We start from the raw sequence: 19,721 nt of genomic DNA, 5'->3' as shown, positions 1-19,721 counted from the left end.
CACGCCGGGGTGGCCGCCCAGCCCCCTTGAGCCCCTTCAGGAGCCACAGATCGTGAACGCCATGCTCAGGTTGGGCGCCGCGGCCACCGCCGCGCTGGCCCTGACCCTCACCTCGCCGGCCGGACCGGCCGGCGCCGCCGCCGACCCCCCGCCTGACATCCCCGTCTCGAACGTCACGGCGCATCTGAGCCAGTTGCAGTCCATCGCCACGAGCAACGGCGGCAACCGCGCCTCGGGCAGGCCGGGCTTCACCGCCTCGATCAACTACATCAAGGGCAAGCTCGACGCGGCCGGGTTCACCACCCGGGTGCAGAGCTTCAGCGGCGGCAGCAACCTGATCGCCGACTGGCCGGGCGGCCCGGCCAACCAGACCGTGATGCTCGGCGCCCACCTCGACAGCGTCGCGGCCGGCCCCGGGATCAACGACAACGGTTCCGGCTCGGCCGCGCTCCTGGAGAACGCCCTCACCCTCGCCGCCCGCAGGCCCACGCTCACCAAGCACGTGCGGTTCGGCTGGTGGGGCGCCGAAGAGGCGGGCATGGTCGGGTCCAGGTACTACGTGCAGAACGGCGGCGCGAGCGGCGTCGAGGTGTACCTGAACTTCGACATGATCGCCTCGACCAACGCCGGTTACTTCGTCTACGACGACGACGCGGCGATCCAGCGGACCTTCAACGACTACTTCGCCACCATCGGCCTGCAGACCGAGGGTGACAGGGAAGGCGACGGCCGCAGCGACCACGCCTCCTTCAAGAGCGCCGGTGTCCGGGTCGGCGGCCTGGCCACGGGGGCCGGGGCGGTCAAGAGCTCGGCGCAGGCCGCCAAGTGGGGCGGCTCGGCCGGGCAGGCGTTCGACCGCTGCTACCACAGCGCGTGCGACAGCTACCCGAGCGCCATCAACACCACGGCGCTCGACCGCAACTCCGACGCCATCGCGTACGCCATATGGAAGCTCGCCGTGGGCACCAGCACGCCCACGGAGAACGACTACTCGATCTCGGTGACCCCGTCGTCGGCATCGGTCCAGGCCGGTCAGTCGGCTACCGCGGCGGTCAGTACCCAGGTCACGTCCGGCCAGGCGCAGAGCGTCGCGCTCTCCGCCGGGAACGTGCCGAGCGGGGTCACCGTCTCCTTCAGCCCGTCCACGATCCAGGCGGGCCAGTCGTCCACCGTCACGGTCGCCACCACCGGCGGCGCCGCGGCGGGGACGTACACCATAGGGATCAACGGCGACGGGGCGACGGCGGACCACTCCGCCTCCTTCACCCTGACCGTCGGAGGGGACGGCCAGGGCACCACCTGGACGGCTTACAAGTCGTACACGGCCGGAGACGTCGTCACTTACCAGGGGGTCAGCTACCGCTGCCTCCAGGCGCACACCAGCCTGCCGGGCTGGGAGCCGCCGAACGTGCCCGCCCTCTGGGCGCGCGCCTGATCCCCACGCGGGCCGGGTCGCGCCGGTCCGCGTCCAGGCTGCCGCGTGCGAGCTGACCTGCCATGACCGGCTCGCGCGCGGCCACCAACGCGGCCGCGGCCCCGCCTCTCCGGGGCCGCGGCCGCTTTTCGCTGCGTGCGGTGTGCCGGCGAGATCCAGGGGCGAAGCGCGACAACACCCCCATGTCGGCACTAGGCTGACGGACATCACCGGCGAAACCGTGCGGGAGAGCACTCTGACATCCGGTCAGGGTCCCTGAAGGAGCAAGCCCTCCCCGCGAACCTCTCAAGGCAAAGGACCGCGCGGCAGCCCTGTAAGGCGTTCTTACGGGGAGGTGACCTCTGGAAAGCAGGCCCTGGGGGCCTCGCCGAAGGTGAAAGTCCGGTAAAACTCGGGCGAAGCTCTCAGGCATCCATGACAGAGGGGGAGGATGCTGGCATCCAATCCTGTCCTGAGGTGCGACAAATGTCCCGACCTACGCCGCTACGAGACGTCCACGAGGCCCTAGGCGCCACGCTGACCGACTTCGCCGGGTGGCTCATGCCGCTCCGGTACGGCAGCGAGTCGGCGGAGCACAAAGCCGTACGCGAGGCGGCCGGGCTGTTCGACCTCTCGCACATGGGTGAGATCTTCCTGACCGGTCCGCAGGCCGCAGACGCCCTCGACTACGCGCTGGTCGGCCACCTGTCGGCGCTCGCGCCCGGCCGGGCCAGGTACACGATGATCGTGGACGAGCGCGGCGGGGTGCTCGACGACCTGATCGTCTACCGGCTGGCGGACGAGGAGTTCATGGTGGTGGCCAACGCCTCGAACTCCGACAAGGTCCTAGAAGAGCTGAAAAATCGTACGAAGTCGTATGACGCGGTGGTCGATGACCGCTCCCAGCAGTACGCCCTCATCGCCATCCAGGGCCCGAGGGCCCAGGAGATCCTGGCCACGCTCACCGACGCCGACCTCGACGGCCTCAAGTACTACGCGGGCCTGCCCGGCCAGGTCGACGGCCGCCAGGCGCTCATCGCCCGTACCGGCTACACCGGCGAGGACGGCTTCGAGCTGTTCGTCGCCAACCAGGACGCCGTGCCGCTCTGGCGCGCCCTGGAGGCGGCCGGCGAGCCGCACGGGCTCAAGGCCGCCGGTCTGTCCAGCCGCGACACCCTCAGGCTGGAGGCCGGCATGCCGCTCTACGGCAACGAGCTGAGCTCCGACCTGACCCCGTTCGACGCGGGGCTGGGCAGAGTGGTGAAATTCGACAAGCCCGGTGACTTCGTCGGCCGGGCGGCGCTGGAGGCGGTCAAGGACGACCAGCCCCGCCGCCGCCTCGTCGGCCTGGTCGCCCAGGGCCGCCGGGTGCCGCGTCACGGCTACCCGGTCACCCGCGACGGCGCCGTCGTCGGCGAGGTCACCAGCGGTGCGCCCTCCCAGACCCTGGGGAAGCCCATCGCGATGGCCTACGTGGACGCCGGGGTCGACACAGGTCTGGCCGTGGACATCCGGGGCAGCCAAGAACCTATGGACCTGGTCGAGCTGCCCTTCTACAGGAGGAACAAGTGAGCAACATCCCTGACGACCTGAACTACACCAAGGAGCACGAGTGGGTGTCGGGCGTGGACGACGGCATCACCGTGACCGTCGGCATCACGGCCTTCGCCGCCGAGGCTCTTGGTGACGTCGTCTTCGTGCAGCTCCCCGAGGTCGGTTCGACCGTCGAGACGGGTGACTCGGTCGGCGAGGTCGAGTCCACCAAGTCGGTGAGCGAGATCTACTCGCCCGTCGGCGGCGAGATCGTCGAGGTGAACCAGGCCGTGGTCGACGACCCGTCCCTGGCCAACAGCGACCCGTACGGCGACGGCTGGATGTTCCGCGTGCGCATGGAAGGCGACGCGGAGGACCTGCTGTCCGCCGAGGAGTACACCGCGCTCACCTCAGGCGAGTCCTGACACCAACGCCGGGGCCCGCGGCGGGCCCCGGCACTTCCTGAACTGAAGGGCGCCCATCAATGGCGATCAGCGTCTTCGACCTCTTCAAGATCGGCATCGGACCGTCCAGCTCCCACACCGGCGGCCCGATGGCCGCCGCGCACAAGTTCGCCCGTGGTCTGCACGACGACGGCCTGCTCCCCCGCGTGGCCCGCGTCGAGGTCATCCTGTACGGCTCGCTCGGCCTGACCGGCAAGGGCCACGGCAGCGACAAGGCGGTGCTGCTGGGCCTGTCCGGCGAGAAGCCCGAGCTGGTCGACGTCGACTCCATCGACGCCCGCCTGGCCGAGATGCGCGCCTCGGGCACGGTCACGCTGTTCGGCACCCGTGAGATCCCCTTCGTCGTGGGCCAGGACCTCGTCTTCGAACGCAAGATCTCCCTGCCCGAGCACCCCAACGGCATGCGCTTCACCGCCCGCGACGAGCACGGCGAGACCCTGCGCGAGAAGGTCTACTTCTCCGTCGGCGGCGGCTTCGTCGTGGACGAGAAGGCCACGGGCGCCGACCGCATCAAGCCCGACGACACCGTCCTGCCCTACCCGTTCGCCTCGGGCGAGGAGCTGCTCAAGCACTGCTCGAACACCGGCCTGTCGATCTCCGCGCTGATGCTGGAGAACGAGAAGGCGTTCGGGCGCACCGAGGAGGAGATCCGCTCGGGCATCCTCGACCTCTGGCGCGTGATGTCGGAGTGCGTGCGGCGCGGCATCACCAAGGAGGGCGTGCTGCCCGGCGGCCTGAAGGTCAAGCGCAGGGCCAACCAGCTCCACCGGCGGCTTCAGTCCGAGTCGGCCGAGAAGGACCCGCTGCAGGCGATGGACTGGGTGGCGCTGTTCGCCCTGGCCGTCAACGAGGAGAACGCCGCGGGCGGCCGCATCGTCACCGCCCCCACCAACGGCGCCGCCGGCATCATCCCGGCCGTGCTGACGTACTACACCAGGTTCGTCCCTCGCGCCGACGACGACGGCGTGGTGCGTTTCCTGCTCACGGCGGCCGCGATCGGCGTGCTGTTCAAGGAGAACGCCTCGATCTCCGGCGCCGAGGTCGGCTGCCAGGGCGAGGTGGGCTCGGCCTGCTCGATGGCCTCCGCCGGGCTCACCGAGGTCATGGGCGGCACCCCCGAGCAGGTGGAGAACGCCGCCGAGATCGGCATCGAGCACAACCTGGGGCTGACCTGCGACCCGATCGGCGGGCTGGTGCAGATCCCGTGCATCGAGCGCAACGCCGTGGCCTCCAACAAGGCCATCACCGCCGCCAGGATCGCGCTGCGCGGCGACGGCCGCCACTACGTGGCCCTGGACAAGGCCATCAAGACCATGCGCGACACCGGCCGCGACATGCTGGACAAGTACAAGGAGACCTCACGCGGCGGCCTGGCCGTCAACGTGATCGAGTGCTGACGCGCCGGGGCCCCTCCGCGTGGGAGGGGCCCCGGGCCTGTCTCCAACCGTGTCTCAGGCGGACGAGCGGCAGATCACCGTGGTGGTGTGCCCGTTCACGCAGATCAGGCCGAACGCGGGGCTGAGGGCCTGGGCCAGCAGGCCGGGCAGGTGTTCGCCCACGCAGTGCATCTGGCCGTCCGCCCCGGTCATGCAGGGGATCAGCGGGAAGCCGTCGGCAGATTCCGCGTGGGCGGCGGGCGCGCCGAGGGCGAGTACGAGAGCTGCGGCGGCGAAAGCGCCGATGATGCGGTGAATGACGACCTCCCGATCGGATTCGACGACGAAGGCGCTGGTCCGCGCCTTCCTTTTCTGCAGGGACGAGCTTTTCCCGCAAGGACGAGCAGCCGGCTGAGTGGTCAGCGGCGCTCGGCCGGTTGGCGGCGGACGTGGACGCGGACGACCGCCGGCGTCTCGTCGTCGCGTACCTCGCGGCGGATGCGGCCGACGATGTCCTGGTCGAGCTTGGTCACCACCGCGCCGACGTCCGCGTCGGAGGGGCAGGTCAGGGCGACGCGCAGGCCGTTGTCGGCGGCCCGTACGCCCGCCCGGCCCAGGCCGTCCACGCCTTTGAGGCCCACGCACAGCATGGCCGTGCCGGTGCCGCTGGCCGCGCCCCGGCGGCCCCAGCCCAGGCTGAGCACCAGCCAGCGCACCGCCAGCATGGACAGGATCAGCAGGGCGAAGGCCAGCAGCCACAACGTCCAGGGGTCGGCCGCCAGCGTACGGGCGAACTCGGCGGGCAGGACCTTGGCGTTGCGCGGCAGGTCGAAGAGCAGTCCCTTGGCGCGCAGCCAGCCGTAGCCGCCCGCGCCGAGCAGGGTGAGCCCGACCAGGGCCAGGCCGACGCGGTTGCCCGTGTACTGCCGCATCACACGCCCTTCCTGCGCAGCCGGACGACGACCTCGCCGGTGCCGAGCGTGCCGACGCCGGCCAGCCGGTCGCCGACCGCCGTGCCGACCTGCCGGAGCATCGTGCCGGAGCTCTCCGGCCCGGTCACGACGGTGACCTCGATGGTGCGCCGGCGCAGCCGTACGCGGGCCCGCTCCACCCCGTTGACCTTCTGGGCGGCCGAGCGCAGGGTCCGGCGCAGCCCGGCGCGGGTGATGCCGATGACGATCAGCGGGTCGGACGTCTCGACCGGGACCGTCCTGGAACGTCCCGGCACGATCGCGAGCAGCAACATCAGCAGCCCGGCCCCGGCGGTGAGCAGCGCGGCGAAGGAGACCTGCGGCCACGTCCGCGCGCCGGCCAGCTCGATCGCCTCGTTCACCGGGACCCAGCCGAGCGGCTTGCCGAGCAGCGACGTCACGACCTCGGCGGTCGTCGCGCCGAGCACGGCGGCCAGGAAGAGGGCGACGAGGGCGCCCGGCAGCGTACGGGCCGGTCTGAGCGCCCTTCTCGCCCTGCGCAGCCCGGTGTGCTGGGCGGTGATGGCTGCGGGCACCATCTGCTGAAGCGTGGTCATCACAACGACAGACGTACATGGGTCCGCCGGGCCCACGTCCGCGCCCTCGCCGCCCATTTGCCCGATCATTACGGCCGCACCAAGGAATGTGAACCTCCCCGGCCGTCCGGGCCCCCGCCCATGCCGCACCGGGCCGCCAATGAATATGAACCCCCCTCATATTCATTCGCCCGATATGCCGTTACCCTGCTGCCATGGATGACCGCCAGCGCTACGACCGCGCCACCGCGGCGCTCGAACCGCCCTTCGCGATCCTCGACCTGGCGGCCATGCGGGCCAACGCGGCCGACCTGGTACGCCGCGCCGCGGGCAAGCCGATCCGGGTGGCCAGCAAGTCCGTGCGCAGCCGCGCCGTCCTCGAACGCATCCTGGCCATGGACGGCTTCCGCGGCATCATGGCCTTCACCCTCCCCGAGGCCCTCTGGCTGGCCGGCCAGGGCTTCACCGACATCCTGGTCGCCTACCCGACGGCCGACCGGCACGCGCTCGCCGCCCTGGCCGCCGACCCGCGGGTCGCCGCCGAGATCGCGATCACCGTCGACTCCCGCGAGCAGCTCGACTTCGTCGAGAAGGCCGTGTCCGGCGTGCACCCCAGGGCCGAGCTGCGGCTCTCCCTCGACGTGGACGCCGGCTACGTCGCGCTCGGCGGCAAGTTCCGGGCCGGCGCGCTCCGCTCCCCCGTACGCGAGCCCCACCAGGCCGCCGACCTGGCCACGGCCATCGCCAAGCGTCCCGGGCTCCGGCTGGTGGGCGTCATGGCCTACGAGGCGCAGATCGCCGGGGTCGGCGACGACCCGCCGGGCAACGCCGCCTTCGCCCGCGTCGTACGGCTCATGCAGGCCCGCTCGGCCCGCGAGCTGATCGTCCGCCGCGGCCGCATCGTGCACGCCGTACGCCAGATCGCCGACCTGGAGTTCGTCAACGGCGGCGGCACCGGCTCGATCGAGACGACGGTCAGGGAGAAGGCGGTCACCGAGGTCGCCGCCGGCTCGGGCTTCTTCCACCCGCGGCTGTTCGACTTCTACCGGCGTTTCAGCGGCCGTCCGGCGGCCCTGTTCGCGCTGCCGGTCGTCCGCCGCCCGGGGCCGGACACGGTGACGGTGCTGGGCGGGGGCTACCTCGCCTCAGGCCCTCCCGGGCCGAGCCGCCTGCCTCAGCCGTACCTGCCCGCCGGCCTGCGGTACGCGCAGGACGAGGGCGCGGGCGAGGTGCAGACCCCGCTGCTGGGCCAGGCGGCCCAGGAGCTGCGGGTCGGGGACCGGGTGTGGTTCAGGCACGCCAAGGCGGGCGAGATGTGCGAGCGCTTCGACACCCTCCACCTCGTGGACGGCGACACCGTGACCGAGTCGGTGCCCACGTACCGGGGCGAGGGCAGGACGTTCCTCTGACCCCGTCCCCGGCCCTTGCCCCGGACGTCAGCGCCGGCGGCGCCTGCGCCGGAACAGGACGATCGCCGCGCCGACGACCAGCACCGCGCCGACGCCGATGAGCACCGGCGCCAGGTTGGGCTGCTCGTCGTCCCACACCCCTTCGGGCTTGTCGCCGTAGTCGACCGGGCGGGCGGTCACCCCGAGGGCGTCCCCCACGGACGCCACGAAGTGGCCCGCCCTGGTCTTGACATCGGCGACCGTACGCTCGGCGACCCGCTTGGGGCTCACCCGGTCGGCGATGGCGTCGACCGTCTGCGCCAACTCCGCGCGCGTGCGCGCGATCCGCCGCTCCAACTCGTCTGGATCGGTGTCAGCCATGGCTCTCCTTCCGACCGTACGCGTGGTCGCGCCCGCTACGCGGTCCGTCGCGAGCTCCGTCCGTTCTGGTCGTGATCAGTCTGTCAGGTCGGCGTGCCGTACGGCACAGCGGCCAGGCCGGTAGGTTTGCCGGGAGAACTCAGGAGGGCCCATGACAGAGACCAAGCTCGCGCCCGGCGACGCCGCGCCCGAGTTCACGCTACCCACCGCCGACGGCGGCACCGTCTCCCTCGACAGCCTTCGCGGCAAGAGGGTGATCCTCTATTTCTACCCCGCCGCGATGACGCCCGGCTGCACCAAGCAGGCCTGCGACTTCCGCGACAACCTGAGCCAGCTGACCGGCGAGGGTTTCGTCGTCCTCGGCGTGTCGAAGGACAAGCCCGAGAAGCTGGCCAAGTTCGTCGCCCGCGACGCCCTGACCTTCCCCTTGCTGTCGGACCCCGAGCTGGCCGTCCACCAGGCGTACGGCGCGTACGGCCCGAAGAAGCTCTACGGCAAGGAGATGATCGGCGTGATCCGCTCGACGTTCGTGATCGACGCCGACGGGAAGATCGAGCAGGCGCTCTACAACGTGAAGGCCACCGGGCACGTGGCCTCGCTCAAGAAGAAGCTCGGCCTGGCCTGAGACCGTCCCGCGGGCCCCGCGCGCAAGGGGCCCGCGGTCGTCGCGGAAGGCTGCCCGGCCACGGCCGGAGCGCTAAGCTGTTCCCAGCCCGCCTCGGCGGGATCGGCGGGCGTGGCGAAATGGCATACGCGGCAGGTTTAGGTCCTGTTGGTGGAGACACTGTGGGGGTTCGAGTCCCCCCGCCCGCACACGCGCCAGCGGCGATGGCTCAGAAGGTCGCGCCGCCCGGGAGGTCGGGTCGCGCGGTGCTTCCTCTTCACCGCGCGACCCGCGTCTCGATCATGATCCGCCATCACGATCTCCCTTTACCGCCCGCGAGGGGCGCTCCCATGAACCACCATGCCGGGTCCCCCGTAAGACCCATGTAAGACCTGGGTCGTACGACGACTTCCCCCTTGAGGCGGACAAACCCCGGGCGGGGCTTACATATCGTGATGATGTGTTCGGCAGGGTACGGGCGTGGTCGACGCGCCATGGCGGGCTGGTGAGCGTCCTTCGGGTCGCCCCCCTCGCCGTCTTCAGCTTGCTCCTGGCGATTCCCTACGCCTCGCTCACCCCGGTGGAGGGCAGCAGGTACCTGGGCGTGCCGGGCTACGTGGCGCTCTCGGTGCTGCTGCTGGCGCCGCTGCTGTGGCGGCGCAGGCCGCTGGAGGCGTACGCGGCGATCACGCTGATCTCCTTCGGGCAGTGGCTGGCCCACATCGACCCGTTGCCCGCCAACCTCGCGGTCATGGTCGCGCTCTGGACGGTCGCCTCCGAGCGCCCCTTCCGGTGGGCCCTGGCGGCCGGGCTGGTGGCCGAGCTGGGGATCTTCCTGGCGCTGGTGAACTGGTCCGCGACCACCTTCGGCATGTTCTTCAGCGGCTCGATCTTCGTCATCACCATCTGGCTCGCCGGCCTGTACGCCAACACCCGCCGTCGCTACCTCGAAGGGCTGGAGGAACGCGCGGAACGCGCCGAGCGCGAACGCGACCAGCAGGCCAGGATGGCCGCGGCGGCCGAGCGGACCAGGATCGCCAGGGAGCTGCACGACGTGGTGGCCCACAACGTCAGCGTGATGGTGGTTCAGGCCGACGGCGCCGGCTTCGCCCTCGACAGAGACCCCGAGCAGGCCCGGCTGGCCGTACGGAACATCTCCAAGACCGGGCGGGCGGCCCTGGCCGAGATGCGCAGGATGGTGGGCGTGCTGCGCGAGAGCGAGGACGACGACACCGACTACACCCCGCAACCCGGCCTGGGACAGCTCGAAGACCTGGTGCGCGGCGCCGGCGTCCCGGCCAGCCTGCGCATCGGCGGCGTGCCCGGCGAGCTTCCCGAGGGGCAGCAGCTGGCCGTCTACCGCATCGTCCAGGAGGCGCTGACGAACGCGCTCAAGCACGGCGGCCCGCACGTCCACGCGCGGGTCGAGATCGACTACGGCGGCCCCGAGCTGGTCGTCCGGGTGACCGACGACGGCCGGGGCGCCGCCGCGCCACGCAGCCCCGACGGGCACGGCCTGATCGGCATGCGCGAACGCGTCGGCATGTACGGCGGCGCGGTCTCGGCGGGCCCCCTGACCGGAGGCGGTTTCGAGGTGCTGGCCCGGCTCCCGACGGCGAGGGCGGCGTGATGATCAGGGTCATGCTGGTCGACGACCAGGAACTGCTGCGGGCCGGGTTCAGGATGGTGCTCGGCGCCCAGCCGGACATCGACGTGGTGGCCGAGGCCGGCGACGGCGTGGCGGCCCTGGAGCTGCTGGAACGCGTCGAGGTGGACGTCGTGCTGATGGACGTCCGCATGCCGCGCATGGACGGCGTCGAGGCCACCAGGCACATCGACGGGCCGAAGGTGCTCATCCTGACCACGTTCGACCTCGACGAGTACGCCCTGGCCGCGATCAAGGCGGGCGCGGCCGGGTTCCTGCTGAAGGACGTGCCGCCCGCCGACCTGGTCAACGCCATCAGGCAGGTGCACGCGGGCGACGCGGTGGTCTCGCCGCGCACGCTGCGCAGGATGCTGGACCGGTTCGCCGCCCAGTTGCCGGTGGAGGAGCTGCCCGCGGCGACCGAGCTGACCCCGCGCGAGCGGGAGGTGCTGCTCATGGTGGCCCGCGGCCTGTCCAACATGGAGATCGCGAACCGCCTTGAGGTCGCCGAGGCCACCGTGAAGACGCATCTGGGCCGGGTGCTGGCCAAACTGGGGCTGCGCGACCGGGCCCAGGTGGTCGTGTACGCGTACGAGGCGGGGCTCGTCGTCCCCTCGCATCGGCCGAAAGGCTGACGGGGGTCGTCTGAGGTCCTACACGAAGTCCCTCCTCAGGGCCCACAAATCCTGAACTTTCCACTCCTAGCGTTGGTCGCGACGAGAAATTGCGACAAGGAGTGAAAGTGACCCTCACCGATTCCCGGCGCGCGGCCCCGCCCGCGGTGGTGGCCAAGGCCCTGACCAAGGTGTACGGCCAGGGCGACGCCCGGGTCCACGCCCTTCGCGGCGTGGACGTGGCCTTCGCGACCGGCGCCTTCACGGCGATCATGGGCCCGTCCGGTTCCGGCAAGTCGACGCTCATGCACTGCCTGGCCGGGCTCGACACCGCCAGCTCGGGCACGGTGCACATCGGCGACGTGGAGCTGACCGGCCTGGCCGACCGGCAGCTCACGCTGCTGCGCCGGGAGCGGATCGGCTTCATCTTCCAGGCGTTCAACCTGCTGCCCACGCTGACCGCCGAGCAGAACATCAGGCTGCCCCTGGACATCTCCGCCCGGCAGGCGGACGAGGAGCTGTTCGCCCGGGTCATCGACACCGTCGGCCTGCGCGACCGCCTCGGGCACCGGCCGACGGAGCTGTCCGGCGGCCAGCAGCAGCGCGTGGCCGTCGCGCGGGCCCTGATCAGCAAGCCGCAGGTGATCTTCGCCGACGAGCCCACGGGCAACCTCGACTCGCGCAGCGGCTCGGAGATCCTCTCCTTCCTGCGCACCTCGGTCCGCGAGCTGGGCCAGACCATCGTCATGGTCACGCACGACCCGGTCGCGGCGGCGTACGCCGACCGGGTGGTGTTCCTGCGCGACGGCGAGCTGGTCACCGAGATCGGTTCGCCGACGCCGCAGGCGGTCCTCGACACGCTCATGAAGCTGGAGGGCTGAGGTGCTGAAGACGGCGCTGGCCGGGCTGCGCGCGCACAAGCTCAGGCTGCTGCTCACCTCGCTGGCGATCACGCTGGGCGTGGGCTTCATCGCGGGCACGTTCGTGCTGAACGACACCATCCAGGCGGGCTTCTCCCAGCGCGTCACCGCCGACGCCGACAAGGTGGACGTGGCCGTCCTGCCCAAGGAGCGTGACGGCGTCCTGCCGGAGAAGGCCCTCGAACGGGTGCGCGCCCTCGCCGGCGTGACCGAGGCGCAGGGCCTGATCCGCGACCCCGCGCCGCTGCTCGGCAAGGACGGCAGGGCGGTCGGCAGCAGCCCGACCACGGCCCTGTCCATCGTCCCCGGCCCGCTGGACCGCACCTCGATCGTCGCGGGCACCGGCCCCGGCAGCGACGACCAGGCGGCCGTCCTGGACAAGAACACCGCCAAGTCGCAGGGCCTGCGGCTCGGCGACACGATCACCGTGCTCGACCGCAGGCAGGCCCCGCAGCAGTTCCGGCTGGTCGGCCTGCTCGACCCCGGCGTGGACCAGGAGCTCTCCTTCACCGGCGCGGTGGGCTTCACCGCGGCCACCGCGCAGCGCATGACCGGCGCCAAGGGCTACCGCGAGATCGACGTCGCCGGTTCGGGCCCCGGGCTGAAGCAGGCCGTCGCGGCGGCGCTCGGCAACGCGTACGAGGTCAAGTCCGGCGCGGAGCTGGCCGACGACCTGGCGGCCTCGGCCGGGCTGTCGATGCGCACGCTGACCGTCGGCCTGCTGCTGTTCGGGGCCGTGGCGATGATGGTGGCCGCGCTGGTCATCTACAACACCTTCACCATCCTCGTCGCGCAGCGCACCCGGGAGATGGCGCTGCTGCGCTGCATCGGCGCGACGCGCGGGCAGGTGTTCGGCTCGATCGTGCTGGAGTCGTCCGTGGTCGGGCTGCTCGCCTCCGCGCTCGGCCTGCTCGCCGGGTACGGGCTGGCCGTGCTCGCCCTGACGCTGCTGGCCGCGTTCGACGCCCCCATGCCCACGGACGCGGCGGTCGCGCTGACCCCGGCCACCATCGGGATCGGCCTGGCCGTCGGCCTGCTGGTCACCATGTTCGCGGCCCTGCTGCCCGCGCGGGCGGCCACCCGCGTGCCGCCGGTCGCGGCGCTGCGCGCCCAGCCGGAGGAGCAGGACTTCCGCACCGGCCTGCTGCGCTGGGTGTTCGCCGGGCTGTTCCTGCTGGCCGGGGCCGGTACGACCGCGTTCGGCGTGGCGGCGCTGCCGGCGGGCGAGCCGGGCACGCTGTTCGTCGTGATGGCCGGCGGCGCGCTGGTCTTCCTGGCCGTGCTGATCCTCGGGCCGGTGCTGGTCAGGCCGCTGAGCGCGGTGGTGGGCTGGGTCCCGGCCAAGCTGTTCGGCGTGCCCGGACGCCTGGCGCTGGACAACTCGGCGCGCAACCCGCGGCGTGCCGCGACCACCACGGTGGCGCTCACCATCGGCGTCACGCTGATGACGCTGATCTCGGTGCTCAGCGCCTCCACCCGGCTGACCGTCTGGAACAAGCTCGACGAGCAGTTCCCCGTCGACTACATGCTGGCCGGCCAGGTGCAGGACAGCGGGGTGCCCCGGTCGGTGGCCGAGAAGCTGCGCGGCCGGCCGGAGCTGGCCTCGGTGCTGCAGATCCGCGAGACCCCCGGCAAGGTGGGCGACCGGCGCTTCGACATCGGCACCTACCACGGAACCGTCACCCCCGAGGTGCTCTCCGGCTCGATGGCGGGCCTGTCGGCCGGGCAGGTCGCGCTGCTCGACCACGCGGCCTCCGCCCTGGGCGTCAAGGTCGGCGACACGGTCACGGTCAGGACCCAGCGGGCCGGGTCGGTGCCGCTGAAGGTCGTGGCCGTCCTCGCCGGGACGAACTCCACCCTGCCGCCGCTCACCGTCGCCGAGCGGCCGTTCGACACCTACTACGACCGGGTGCCGGACTCCCGTGTGATGATCAACATCCGCGAGGGCGTGGCGGCCGACCAGGCCCGTCAGGTGGTCAGGGCCGCGATCGCGGCCTATCCGACCGTCCAGATGGCGAGCTCGACCGAGGTACGCGGTCAGTTCGACGAGACCCTGGACATGCTGCTCATGATCGTCACCGGGCTGCTCGGGCTGGCGATCCTGATCTCGCTGCTCGGCATCGCCAACACCCTGTCGTTGTCGGTGCACGAGCGCACCAGGGAGTCGGCGCTGCTGCGGGCGCTCGGGCTGACCCGGCCGCAGCTGCGGCGGATGCTCTCGGTCGAGGCCGCGATGCTCGGCCTGATCGGGGCGCTGGTCGGCGTGGTGCTCGGCGCCGTGTTCGGCTGGGCCGCGGTCCAGGCGATGTTGCCCGGGGCGGTCTTCTCCGCGCCGCTCGGACAGATCGCGCTGTTCGTGGTGCTGTCGGGGCTGGCGGGCGTGCTGGCCGCCGTGGTGCCGGCGCGGCGCGCGGCCCGGGCGTCGATCGTGGGGTCGTTGGCCACGGGGTGATCCCGATAAAACCGAATAAAAGCGAAAAATCAGGATAGAGGGTACGCGCAGGGGCAGCGCGGGCCTCCCAGGGCGGGTGTCGTGGGAGGCCCGCGCGGCCACGCCCATGCCAGACGGGTCGGGCGCCTCATGGGGGCGGCGCCCGACCTTCCGGGGCGTCGCCAGCCGTCGCCCGCCCCCACTACCTCCGCCTTTCCGGGCGCACTCCCGCCCCCGGCCCCTGCTTTTCCGGGGTCAGCGTGGGGTGCGGCCGGGCCAGAGTTCGGCGACGGTTTCGGGGTCGAGCAGGGGCCGGACGACGACCTCTCCCGACGCCTTGTCGATCACGATGCAGGCCCCGCCGACCGTGTCCGGCAGGGTGGTGGGATCGTCGGGGTCGAGCTCCCGGACCCAAGCGACATACCCGTCATGGAAGCCGTACAGGCCCACCGACAGCGGCTCGTCCGGCGGGCGGGTCCCGTTGAAGTACTCCTCCGCCAGCGCCCTGGCCTGGTCCATGTTCATCGCGGCCGTCCCTGCCGATCGAGGATCATGCAGAACACCCCCGTCACCGTCGCGTACGGCGGCTCGACCGACATGTGCCCCCGCTGGGCGTCGATCCAGATCACCTCGCTGCCGGAGTTGACCGCGTTCCAGACGTGCGAGCCGCCGCCGGGCCAGCGCACCACGATGACCGCGCCGGCGCCGTGCCCCGCCTCCAGCAGCCGACGGGCGACCATGGGATAGGCGTGCCGGCCCTGGCCCGCGTACTGGAACTTCTGGCCGGTCCACCGCTCGATCCTGGCCGCTCCCCCTTGCTCGCCGGTGAGCAGCGGCCGGCCGATCCGGTCGTACTCGGGGAGCCGGGGGGCGGCGGTGGCGGGCTCGCCGTGCCAGGTGGACAACACGGCCAGGGCGCAGTCGGCGGCGTTGGAGGCCCGGAACGGGTCGTCCGCCGGGCCGCCGCCGTTGATCAGCCTGACCCAGGTGCCGCGCGGGTCGGGGAACCTGGCCCCGGACTCCAGCGCCTGCCTCAGATCCCGCTCGACCTGCGGGTCCGGCTGTGCCAGGCCGCCCGGCAGCCCGTACGGACGGGACTCGACCAGTCTCGGCGGCCTCCGCTCCCCCTCGAACCAGTCCGCGCCGGCCTTGTTCCTCGCCCGATCGATCCGGACCTCCAGCGGATGCCGCCCATCCCCCGTACGTCCCAGCCCTCCGGAACCCGCCGGCCGATCACTGCTTCCGAGATCCAACCGCCGCATCCCGCTGACGGCCGCTCCGAACCCCCGTGGCGTCGCCGCCCCCGGCTCACCCCGATGCGGCCCGGCCCCTGTTGCCGCGTCCCCGCCCTGCCCGGCTTCCCGGGCATCGGCTCCCGGCCGACGATCCCCACGCACCTCAACGCCCCCTGGGTCGCCTGCCCCGGAGGCGGTCCCGCGCAGTTCAGCCTTGTGGATGCCGCCCGGCGCGCTTCCGTTCGGGACGGGAGCCGCGCCCGAGTGGGGCATCGGGCCAGGCGCCTCCTCGCCGGCGACCTCTCGGCCGTCGGGCGTGCCCGTCGGCGCTTCCCGATGGCCATGCGCGCTGGTTCGCGCGTCCCCGATGGTCGGCACGTCGGCGGGGGCCTGTGGGGTGATCACCTCAGCGCCGCTCAAGGCGGTCAGCCCGTCGAGGTCCGGCGTCAGGCCGTTCGCGGGGCCGGGGTGTGCCTTCGGGCGTGCGGCGAGGCGGTTCAGCGCGTCCAGGCTGAACGTCAGGCCGTACGGCGTTTCAGTGCGGGCCCGGCCGGGCGGTGGCCCTGGACGGGTGGCGAGGCCGGTGAGCACGTCCAGCGCCGAGGCCACGCCGGGGGCGGAGCCCATGTCCGACGCCGTGGTCAGGTCGGAAACCACAGCCTCGTCCGAGGTGGAGGTCAGGTCACCAAGGGAGGCCGGCTCCCAAGCCGGGGTCACGCCGCGAGCAGAAGCCGCGTCCGACGTGGAGGGCGTGCCCGTTGCTCGGGCGGGGGCCGGGTGGGAGGGAGGCGGCTCGGGGAGGCCGGGCGGTGGGGTGGGTCCCTCCGCGGGGCTGTGGCCGGCGCGGAAGGGGCAGGGCGCTAACGGGGCCGAGCCCTCACGGGAGGAGGGGAACTCGGTGGTGGCGGGCGTGTCGCCGGGGACATCCTCGGCGGCACGTTCGTAGTCGAGCCACCGGACCCCCTCCCCCACCACCGGGTTGTACTGCCCCTCCGGAAGGACCCCTCGGACGCTCGACTTGCGTTCGCGGAACACGTCCTGCCTCCTGTCCTGCTTGGACGACCGATCGTAGAGTGGTCGTCGCGTCCCGGAGGGTGAAGTGGGGAAGATTATCCGTTCGGGCCGTCGGCTTTACCTGCGTAAACGTCCGCGAATCAGGCCACCTGGACCGTCACCGCCGGCCATCCGGTGGCGCCGTCGGGGGCGGGGGGCGCCTGGCGCTCGGTCTGGGTACGTCCCGCCGCGTCCGTCGTCCGCGCCTCGATCGTGTGCTGCCCGGGGGTGGCGTCCCAGTCGAGCGCCCACTGCCGCCAGGTGTCCGGCCCCGGCACGGCGGCCAGCCGCGCCTGCCGCCACTCGCCGCCGTCGACCCGCACCTCGACGGCCTCCACCCCGGTGTGCTGCGCCCACGCCACCCCGGCGATCGCCGTGCGACCGGCCTTCAGGGAGTCCCCGGTCTTCGGTACGTCGATGCGCGACTGCGTCTTGATCGGCGCCTTGGCGGCCCAACCGCGCGGCGTCCAGTACGCCTCGTCCCGGTCGAACCTGGTCACCTTGACGTCCACCACCCACTTGGTGGCCGACACGTAGCCGTACAGACCGGGCACGACCTGGCGTACCGGGAAGCCGTGCTCGAAGGGGAGCGCCTCGCCGTTCATGGCGACGGCGAAGAGCGCCTCGCGGCCGTCCATCACGACGTCCACGGGGGTGCCGCAGGTGAAGCCGTCCTCGGACGTGGACAGCAGCATGTCGGCACCCGGCTGGAGCCCGGCCCGGCGCAGCACGTCCGCCATGCGTACGCCCAGCCAGCGGGCGTTGCCGACGTACGGGCCGCCCACCTCGTTCGAGACGCAGGTCAGGGTGATGTCGGCCTCGGTGAGCGGCAGGTTCAGCAGCTCGGCGTAGGTGAGCTCGACCGGCTTGTCCACCATGCCGTGGATGCGAAGCGTCCAGGCACGCGGGTCCACCTGGGGGACGACGAGGGCCGTATCAACCCGATAGAAGTCCTGATTTTTCGTGGTGAAGGATGACAAGCCGGGGATGTGGAAGTCTGTACCGGCCGGGAGTGGTGGGGCGGGCCTCGCGGGCGTGGGCAGTGCCAGGTTGCCCCGCACCGTGTCCAGCTCCCGCCGCCCGCCGAGCTGCCGCCCCAGCACGGCGGCCGCCCCGGCCACCACGATCCCGCCCGCCACCCCGGTGATCAGCCGCCGCCGGTCGAAACCGCGCTCCACCACCGTGGCACCCCCGGCCCGCATCACGGCCGGCCGCTCCACGACCCGCTCGCCGCCCCCGACCTCCTCACCCTCGGGCCCGGAGACCTCGGGCCCGGAGACCTCGGGCCGCGCAGCCGCACCCGGCTCAGGAGCCGGAGCCGTCCCGGAAGCCGGAACGGCGAGCCCGCCACCGGCGCGCCGGAGCAGCCACCCCAGGGCCAGCCCCCCGCACACGACCCCCACCACCGTCGGCAGCACGTCAACCGCGCCCGCCCCCGGACGGGTGAGCACCGCGACGGCACCCACCACCCCGAACCCGGCCAGCCCGACATACCCATACAGGAGCCGCCGCCGTGCCAGCACCCCGATGACGGCCGCGATCCCGGCGAGCACCACCAGCACGCCCCCGACGAGGACGGTCTTGTCGTTCTCCCCGAACGTGTTGATCGCGAAATCCTTGACCGGCGCGGGCGTCAGATCGACGGCGGTGTCCCCCACCGCCACCACCGGAAAGGTCTCAGGCCCCGCGAACCCGGCGACGAGCTGCGCGATCCCGAGCGCCAGCGCGCCCGCCGTCAGCCCCGCCAGGGCGCCGGCCCAGGCGGGTACCGTCTCGTTCTTCTGCACGGTACGACGTTACGTCGCCCACGGTCAGGAGGTTCTTACGCGGTGGTTACGAGCCGACGATGTCGCGCACGATCGGCGCCAGCGCACGGAAGGCGCGGCCCCGGTGGCTGATGGCGTCCTTCTCGTCGGGAGACAGCTCGGCGGTGGTGCGGTCGTGGCCGAGCGGCACCAGGATCGGGTCGTAACCGAAGCCGTTGGTGCCCCGGGGGGTGGTGATCAGGTGACCGGGCAGCGTGCCCTCCACCACCCGGTGCTCCCCGGACGGCAGCGCGAGCGCGGCGGCGCAGGCGAAGTGCGCGGACAACTTCTCGGCGGGCACGTCGGAGAGCTGGGCCAGCAGCAGGTCGAGGTTGGCCTGGTCGTCGCCGTGACGGCCGGACCAGCGGGCCGAGAAGACGCCGGGCATGCCGTTGAGCACGTCGACGCAGAGCCCGGAGTCGTCGGCCACGGCCGGCAGCCCGGAGCCGTTGGCGACGGCGTGCGCCTTGAGCAGCGCGTTCTCCTCGAAGGTGACGCCGGTCTCGGCGACCTCGCCGATCTCGGGGAACTCCTCCAGCCCGACGATCTCGAACCCGACGAGGATGCGCCGCAGCTCCGCGATCTTGCCCGGGTTGCGGGTGGCGAGCACGATCTTCATGCGCCCAGCGCCTCCTGCTGGATCAGGGTGAGCTCCTCGCACCCGGCGGCTGCCAGGTCGAGCAGCTGGTCGAGGGCCGCGCGGTCGAAGGGCACGCCCTCGGCGGTGCCCTGCACCTCGACGAAGGCGCCCTCACCGGTCATCACGACGTTCATGTCGGTCTCGGCGGCGACGTCTTCGGTGTAGCACAGGTCGAGCATGGGGACCGAGCCGACGACGCCGACGGACACGGCCGCGACCGAGCCGATCAGCGGGTCTCCCGGGCACATCTTGCGCGCCTTCATCCAGGAGACGGCGTCGGCGAGCGCGACGTACGCGCCGGTGATCGCGGCGGTCCTGGTGCCGCCGTCGGCCTGGAGCACGTCGCAGTCGAGCAGAATGGAGTTTTCGCCCAGGGCCTTGTAATCGACGCAGGCGCGAAGTGATCTTCCGATCAACCGGGAAATCTCGTGGGTGCGCCCGCCGATTTTGCCGCGGACCGATTCACGATCATTACGGGTATTGGTCGCCCGAGGGAGCATGGCGTATTCGGCCGTAACCCAGCCCTGGCCGCTGCCCCTGCGCCAGCGCGGCACGCTGTCCTGCACCGACGCCGCGCACAACACCCTCGTGCCGCCGAACTCGACCAGGACCGAACCCTCGGCGTGCGCCAGCCACTGCCGGGTGATGGTGATGGGGCGGAGCTGGTCGGGGTTGCGGCCATCCTGTCGGGACATGCAGATCACCCTATCT

General features: G+C 72.0%; 19 protein-coding genes, 1 tRNA gene and 2 riboswitches. Of the genes, 11 read left to right on the top strand and 9 right to left on the bottom strand.

From position 1 onward, the window contains the following. Positions 1-61 precede the first annotated feature (61 nt). The 4 genes from ABZ815_RS08070 to ABZ815_RS08055 all read left to right on the top strand — a co-directional run bounded on the left by ABZ815_RS08070 (position 62) and on the right by ABZ815_RS08055 (position 4,808). Entirely contained in the window at positions 62-1,435 is a 1,374-nt protein-coding gene (locus tag ABZ815_RS08070) for a M28 family peptidase (RefSeq protein ID WP_357695257.1), read from the top strand. Between the two features lie 213 nt (positions 1,436-1,648). Continuing rightward, positions 1,649-1,746: riboswitch (glycine riboswitch) on the top strand. Positions 1,747-1,766: 20 nt separating this feature from the next. Further along, a riboswitch (glycine riboswitch) is annotated at positions 1,767-1,866 on the top strand. Positions 1,867-1,900: 34 nt separating this feature from the next. Continuing rightward, positions 1,901-2,986, top strand: a complete 1,086-nt coding sequence (gcvT, locus tag ABZ815_RS08065) for a glycine cleavage system aminomethyltransferase GcvT (protein ID WP_357695255.1) — start codon at positions 1,901-1,903, stop codon at positions 2,984-2,986. After that, positions 2,983-3,372, top strand: a complete 390-nt coding sequence (gcvH, locus tag ABZ815_RS08060) for a glycine cleavage system protein GcvH (RefSeq protein WP_357695253.1) — start codon at positions 2,983-2,985, stop codon at positions 3,370-3,372. The genes gcvT and gcvH overlap by 4 nt, the downstream gene beginning before the upstream one ends. A gap of 59 nt (positions 3,373-3,431) precedes the next feature. Next, the gene (locus ABZ815_RS08055; RefSeq protein WP_357695251.1) at positions 3,432-4,808 is read left to right on the top strand and encodes an L-serine ammonia-lyase; all 1,377 of its coding nucleotides are present in this window, start codon (positions 3,432-3,434) and stop codon (positions 4,806-4,808) included. A 54-nt stretch (positions 4,809-4,862) separates the two neighbouring features. On the opposite strand, the gene ABZ815_RS08050 is transcribed toward ABZ815_RS08055, so the two are convergent. The 3 genes from ABZ815_RS08050 to ABZ815_RS08040 all read right to left on the bottom strand — a co-directional run bounded on the left by ABZ815_RS08050 (position 4,863) and on the right by ABZ815_RS08040 (position 6,297). Then, positions 4,863-5,000: a hypothetical protein gene (locus ABZ815_RS08050; protein ID WP_357695249.1), complete on the bottom strand. Its 138-nt coding sequence runs from the start codon at positions 4,998-5,000 to the stop codon at positions 4,863-4,865. A 206-nt stretch (positions 5,001-5,206) separates the two neighbouring features. Further along, a complete protein-coding gene (locus tag ABZ815_RS08045) occupies positions 5,207-5,719 on the bottom strand; it encodes a hypothetical protein (protein ID WP_357695247.1) in 513 nt (170 codons plus the stop codon). After that, positions 5,719-6,297, bottom strand: coding sequence for a DUF6286 domain-containing protein (locus tag ABZ815_RS08040; RefSeq protein WP_357695245.1), 579 nt, complete (start codon positions 6,295-6,297; stop codon positions 5,719-5,721). Before ABZ815_RS08040 ends, ABZ815_RS08045 begins: the two co-directional genes overlap by 1 nt. Positions 6,298-6,509: 212 nt before the next feature. On the opposite strand from ABZ815_RS08040, the gene ABZ815_RS08035 reads away from it, so the two are divergent. Next, positions 6,510-7,703 (top strand): amino acid deaminase/aldolase, encoded by a 1,194-nt coding sequence (locus ABZ815_RS08035; protein WP_357695244.1) that lies wholly within the window; start codon positions 6,510-6,512, stop codon positions 7,701-7,703. A gap of 27 nt (positions 7,704-7,730) precedes the next feature. On the opposite strand, the gene ABZ815_RS08030 is transcribed toward ABZ815_RS08035, so the two are convergent. Beyond that, positions 7,731-8,063 carry a DUF3618 domain-containing protein gene (locus tag ABZ815_RS08030; protein ID WP_357695242.1) on the bottom strand — a complete coding sequence of 111 codons (333 nt, stop codon included), beginning with the start codon at positions 8,061-8,063 and terminating at the stop codon, positions 7,731-7,733. A gap of 151 nt (positions 8,064-8,214) precedes the next feature. Between ABZ815_RS08030 and bcp the strand changes: the two genes are divergently transcribed. The 6 genes from bcp (at position 8,215) to ABZ815_RS08000 (ending at position 14,298) form a co-directional block, all read left to right on the top strand. Then, the gene (gene bcp / locus ABZ815_RS08025) at positions 8,215-8,688 is read left to right on the top strand and encodes a thioredoxin-dependent thiol peroxidase (protein ID WP_352350148.1); all 474 of its coding nucleotides are present in this window, start codon (positions 8,215-8,217) and stop codon (positions 8,686-8,688) included. Positions 8,689-8,793: 105 nt separating this feature from the next. Next, positions 8,794-8,876 (top strand) — tRNA-Leu (locus ABZ815_RS08020). Positions 8,877-9,172: 296 nt separating this feature from the next. Continuing rightward, positions 9,173-10,297 carry a sensor histidine kinase gene (locus ABZ815_RS08015; protein WP_357695240.1) on the top strand — a complete coding sequence of 375 codons (1,125 nt, stop codon included), beginning with the start codon at positions 9,173-9,175 and terminating at the stop codon, positions 10,295-10,297. Continuing rightward, positions 10,297-10,947: a response regulator transcription factor gene (locus ABZ815_RS08010; RefSeq protein ID WP_357695238.1), complete on the top strand. Its 651-nt coding sequence runs from the start codon at positions 10,297-10,299 to the stop codon at positions 10,945-10,947. Before ABZ815_RS08015 ends, ABZ815_RS08010 begins: the two co-directional genes overlap by 1 nt. Positions 10,948-11,054: 107 nt before the next feature. Then, complete coding sequence (locus ABZ815_RS08005) at positions 11,055-11,807, top strand: ABC transporter ATP-binding protein (RefSeq protein WP_357695236.1); 753 nt, start codon at positions 11,055-11,057, stop codon at positions 11,805-11,807. Position 11,808: 1 nt separating this feature from the next. Beyond that, positions 11,809-14,298: an FtsX-like permease family protein gene (locus ABZ815_RS08000; RefSeq protein WP_357695234.1), complete on the top strand. Its 2,490-nt coding sequence runs from the start codon at positions 11,809-11,811 to the stop codon at positions 14,296-14,298. Positions 14,299-14,532: 234 nt separating this feature from the next. Here ABZ815_RS08000 and ABZ815_RS07995 read toward each other — a convergent pair whose 3' ends face one another. From ABZ815_RS07995 to rph, 5 genes are all read right to left on the bottom strand, one after another. Beyond that, a complete protein-coding gene (locus ABZ815_RS07995; protein WP_357695232.1) occupies positions 14,533-14,802 on the bottom strand; it encodes a hypothetical protein in 270 nt (89 codons plus the stop codon). Further along, a complete protein-coding gene (locus tag ABZ815_RS07990; protein WP_357695231.1) occupies positions 14,799-16,547 on the bottom strand; it encodes a toxin glutamine deamidase domain-containing protein in 1,749 nt (582 codons plus the stop codon). The genes ABZ815_RS07995 and ABZ815_RS07990 overlap by 4 nt, the downstream gene beginning before the upstream one ends. 119 nt (positions 16,548-16,666) lie before the next feature. Then, positions 16,667-18,352, bottom strand: a complete 1,686-nt coding sequence (locus tag ABZ815_RS07985; RefSeq protein WP_357695230.1) for a molybdopterin-dependent oxidoreductase — start codon at positions 18,350-18,352, stop codon at positions 16,667-16,669. A gap of 46 nt (positions 18,353-18,398) precedes the next feature. Beyond that, positions 18,399-18,989 carry an RdgB/HAM1 family non-canonical purine NTP pyrophosphatase gene (gene rdgB, locus ABZ815_RS07980; RefSeq protein ID WP_357695228.1) on the bottom strand — a complete coding sequence of 197 codons (591 nt, stop codon included), beginning with the start codon at positions 18,987-18,989 and terminating at the stop codon, positions 18,399-18,401. Next, positions 18,986-19,705: a ribonuclease PH gene (gene rph, locus ABZ815_RS07975; RefSeq protein WP_357695226.1), complete on the bottom strand. Its 720-nt coding sequence runs from the start codon at positions 19,703-19,705 to the stop codon at positions 18,986-18,988. The genes rdgB and rph overlap by 4 nt, the downstream gene beginning before the upstream one ends. Between the last annotated feature and the right edge of the window lie 16 nt (positions 19,706-19,721).

It is taken from the genome of Nonomuraea sp. NPDC047529, assembly GCF_040642995.1.
Lineage (GTDB): Bacteria > Actinomycetota > Actinomycetes > Streptosporangiales > Streptosporangiaceae > Nonomuraea.
Note: the sequence above shows the minus strand (reverse complement) of the source record. Positions and strands in the feature narration are given on the sequence as shown.

What these genes read in the sequence shown, in the direction of transcription:
- ABZ815_RS08070 (WP_357695257.1), top strand. Translation starts at nt 62, where the DNA reads ATGCTCAGGTTGGGCGCCGCGGCCACCGCCGCGCTGGCCCTGACCCTC.
- gcvT (WP_357695255.1), top strand. Translation starts at nt 1,901, where the DNA reads ATGTCCCGACCTACGCCGCTACGAGACGTCCACGAGGCCCTAGGCGCC.
- ABZ815_RS08055 (WP_357695251.1), top strand. Translation starts at nt 3,432, where the DNA reads ATGGCGATCAGCGTCTTCGACCTCTTCAAGATCGGCATCGGACCGTCC.
- ABZ815_RS08050 (WP_357695249.1), bottom strand. Translation starts at nt 5,000, where the DNA reads ATGACCGGGGCGGACGGCCAGATGCACTGCGTGGGCGAACACCTGCCC.
- ABZ815_RS08045 (WP_357695247.1), bottom strand. Translation starts at nt 5,719, where the DNA reads ATGCGGCAGTACACGGGCAACCGCGTCGGCCTGGCCCTGGTCGGGCTC.
- ABZ815_RS08040 (WP_357695245.1), bottom strand. Translation starts at nt 6,297, where the DNA reads ATGGTGCCCGCAGCCATCACCGCCCAGCACACCGGGCTGCGCAGGGCG.
- ABZ815_RS08035 (WP_357695244.1), top strand. Translation starts at nt 6,510, where the DNA reads ATGGATGACCGCCAGCGCTACGACCGCGCCACCGCGGCGCTCGAACCG.
- ABZ815_RS08030 (WP_357695242.1), bottom strand. Translation starts at nt 8,063, where the DNA reads ATGGCTGACACCGATCCAGACGAGTTGGAGCGGCGGATCGCGCGCACG.
- bcp (WP_352350148.1), top strand. Translation starts at nt 8,215, where the DNA reads ATGACAGAGACCAAGCTCGCGCCCGGCGACGCCGCGCCCGAGTTCACG.
- ABZ815_RS08010 (WP_357695238.1), top strand. Translation starts at nt 10,297, where the DNA reads ATGATCAGGGTCATGCTGGTCGACGACCAGGAACTGCTGCGGGCCGGG.
- ABZ815_RS07995 (WP_357695232.1), bottom strand. Translation starts at nt 14,802, where the DNA reads ATGAACATGGACCAGGCCAGGGCGCTGGCGGAGGAGTACTTCAACGGG.
- rdgB (WP_357695228.1), bottom strand. Translation starts at nt 18,989, where the DNA reads ATGAAGATCGTGCTCGCCACCCGCAACCCGGGCAAGATCGCGGAGCTG.
- rph (WP_357695226.1), bottom strand. Translation starts at nt 19,705, where the DNA reads ATGTCCCGACAGGATGGCCGCAACCCCGACCAGCTCCGCCCCATCACC.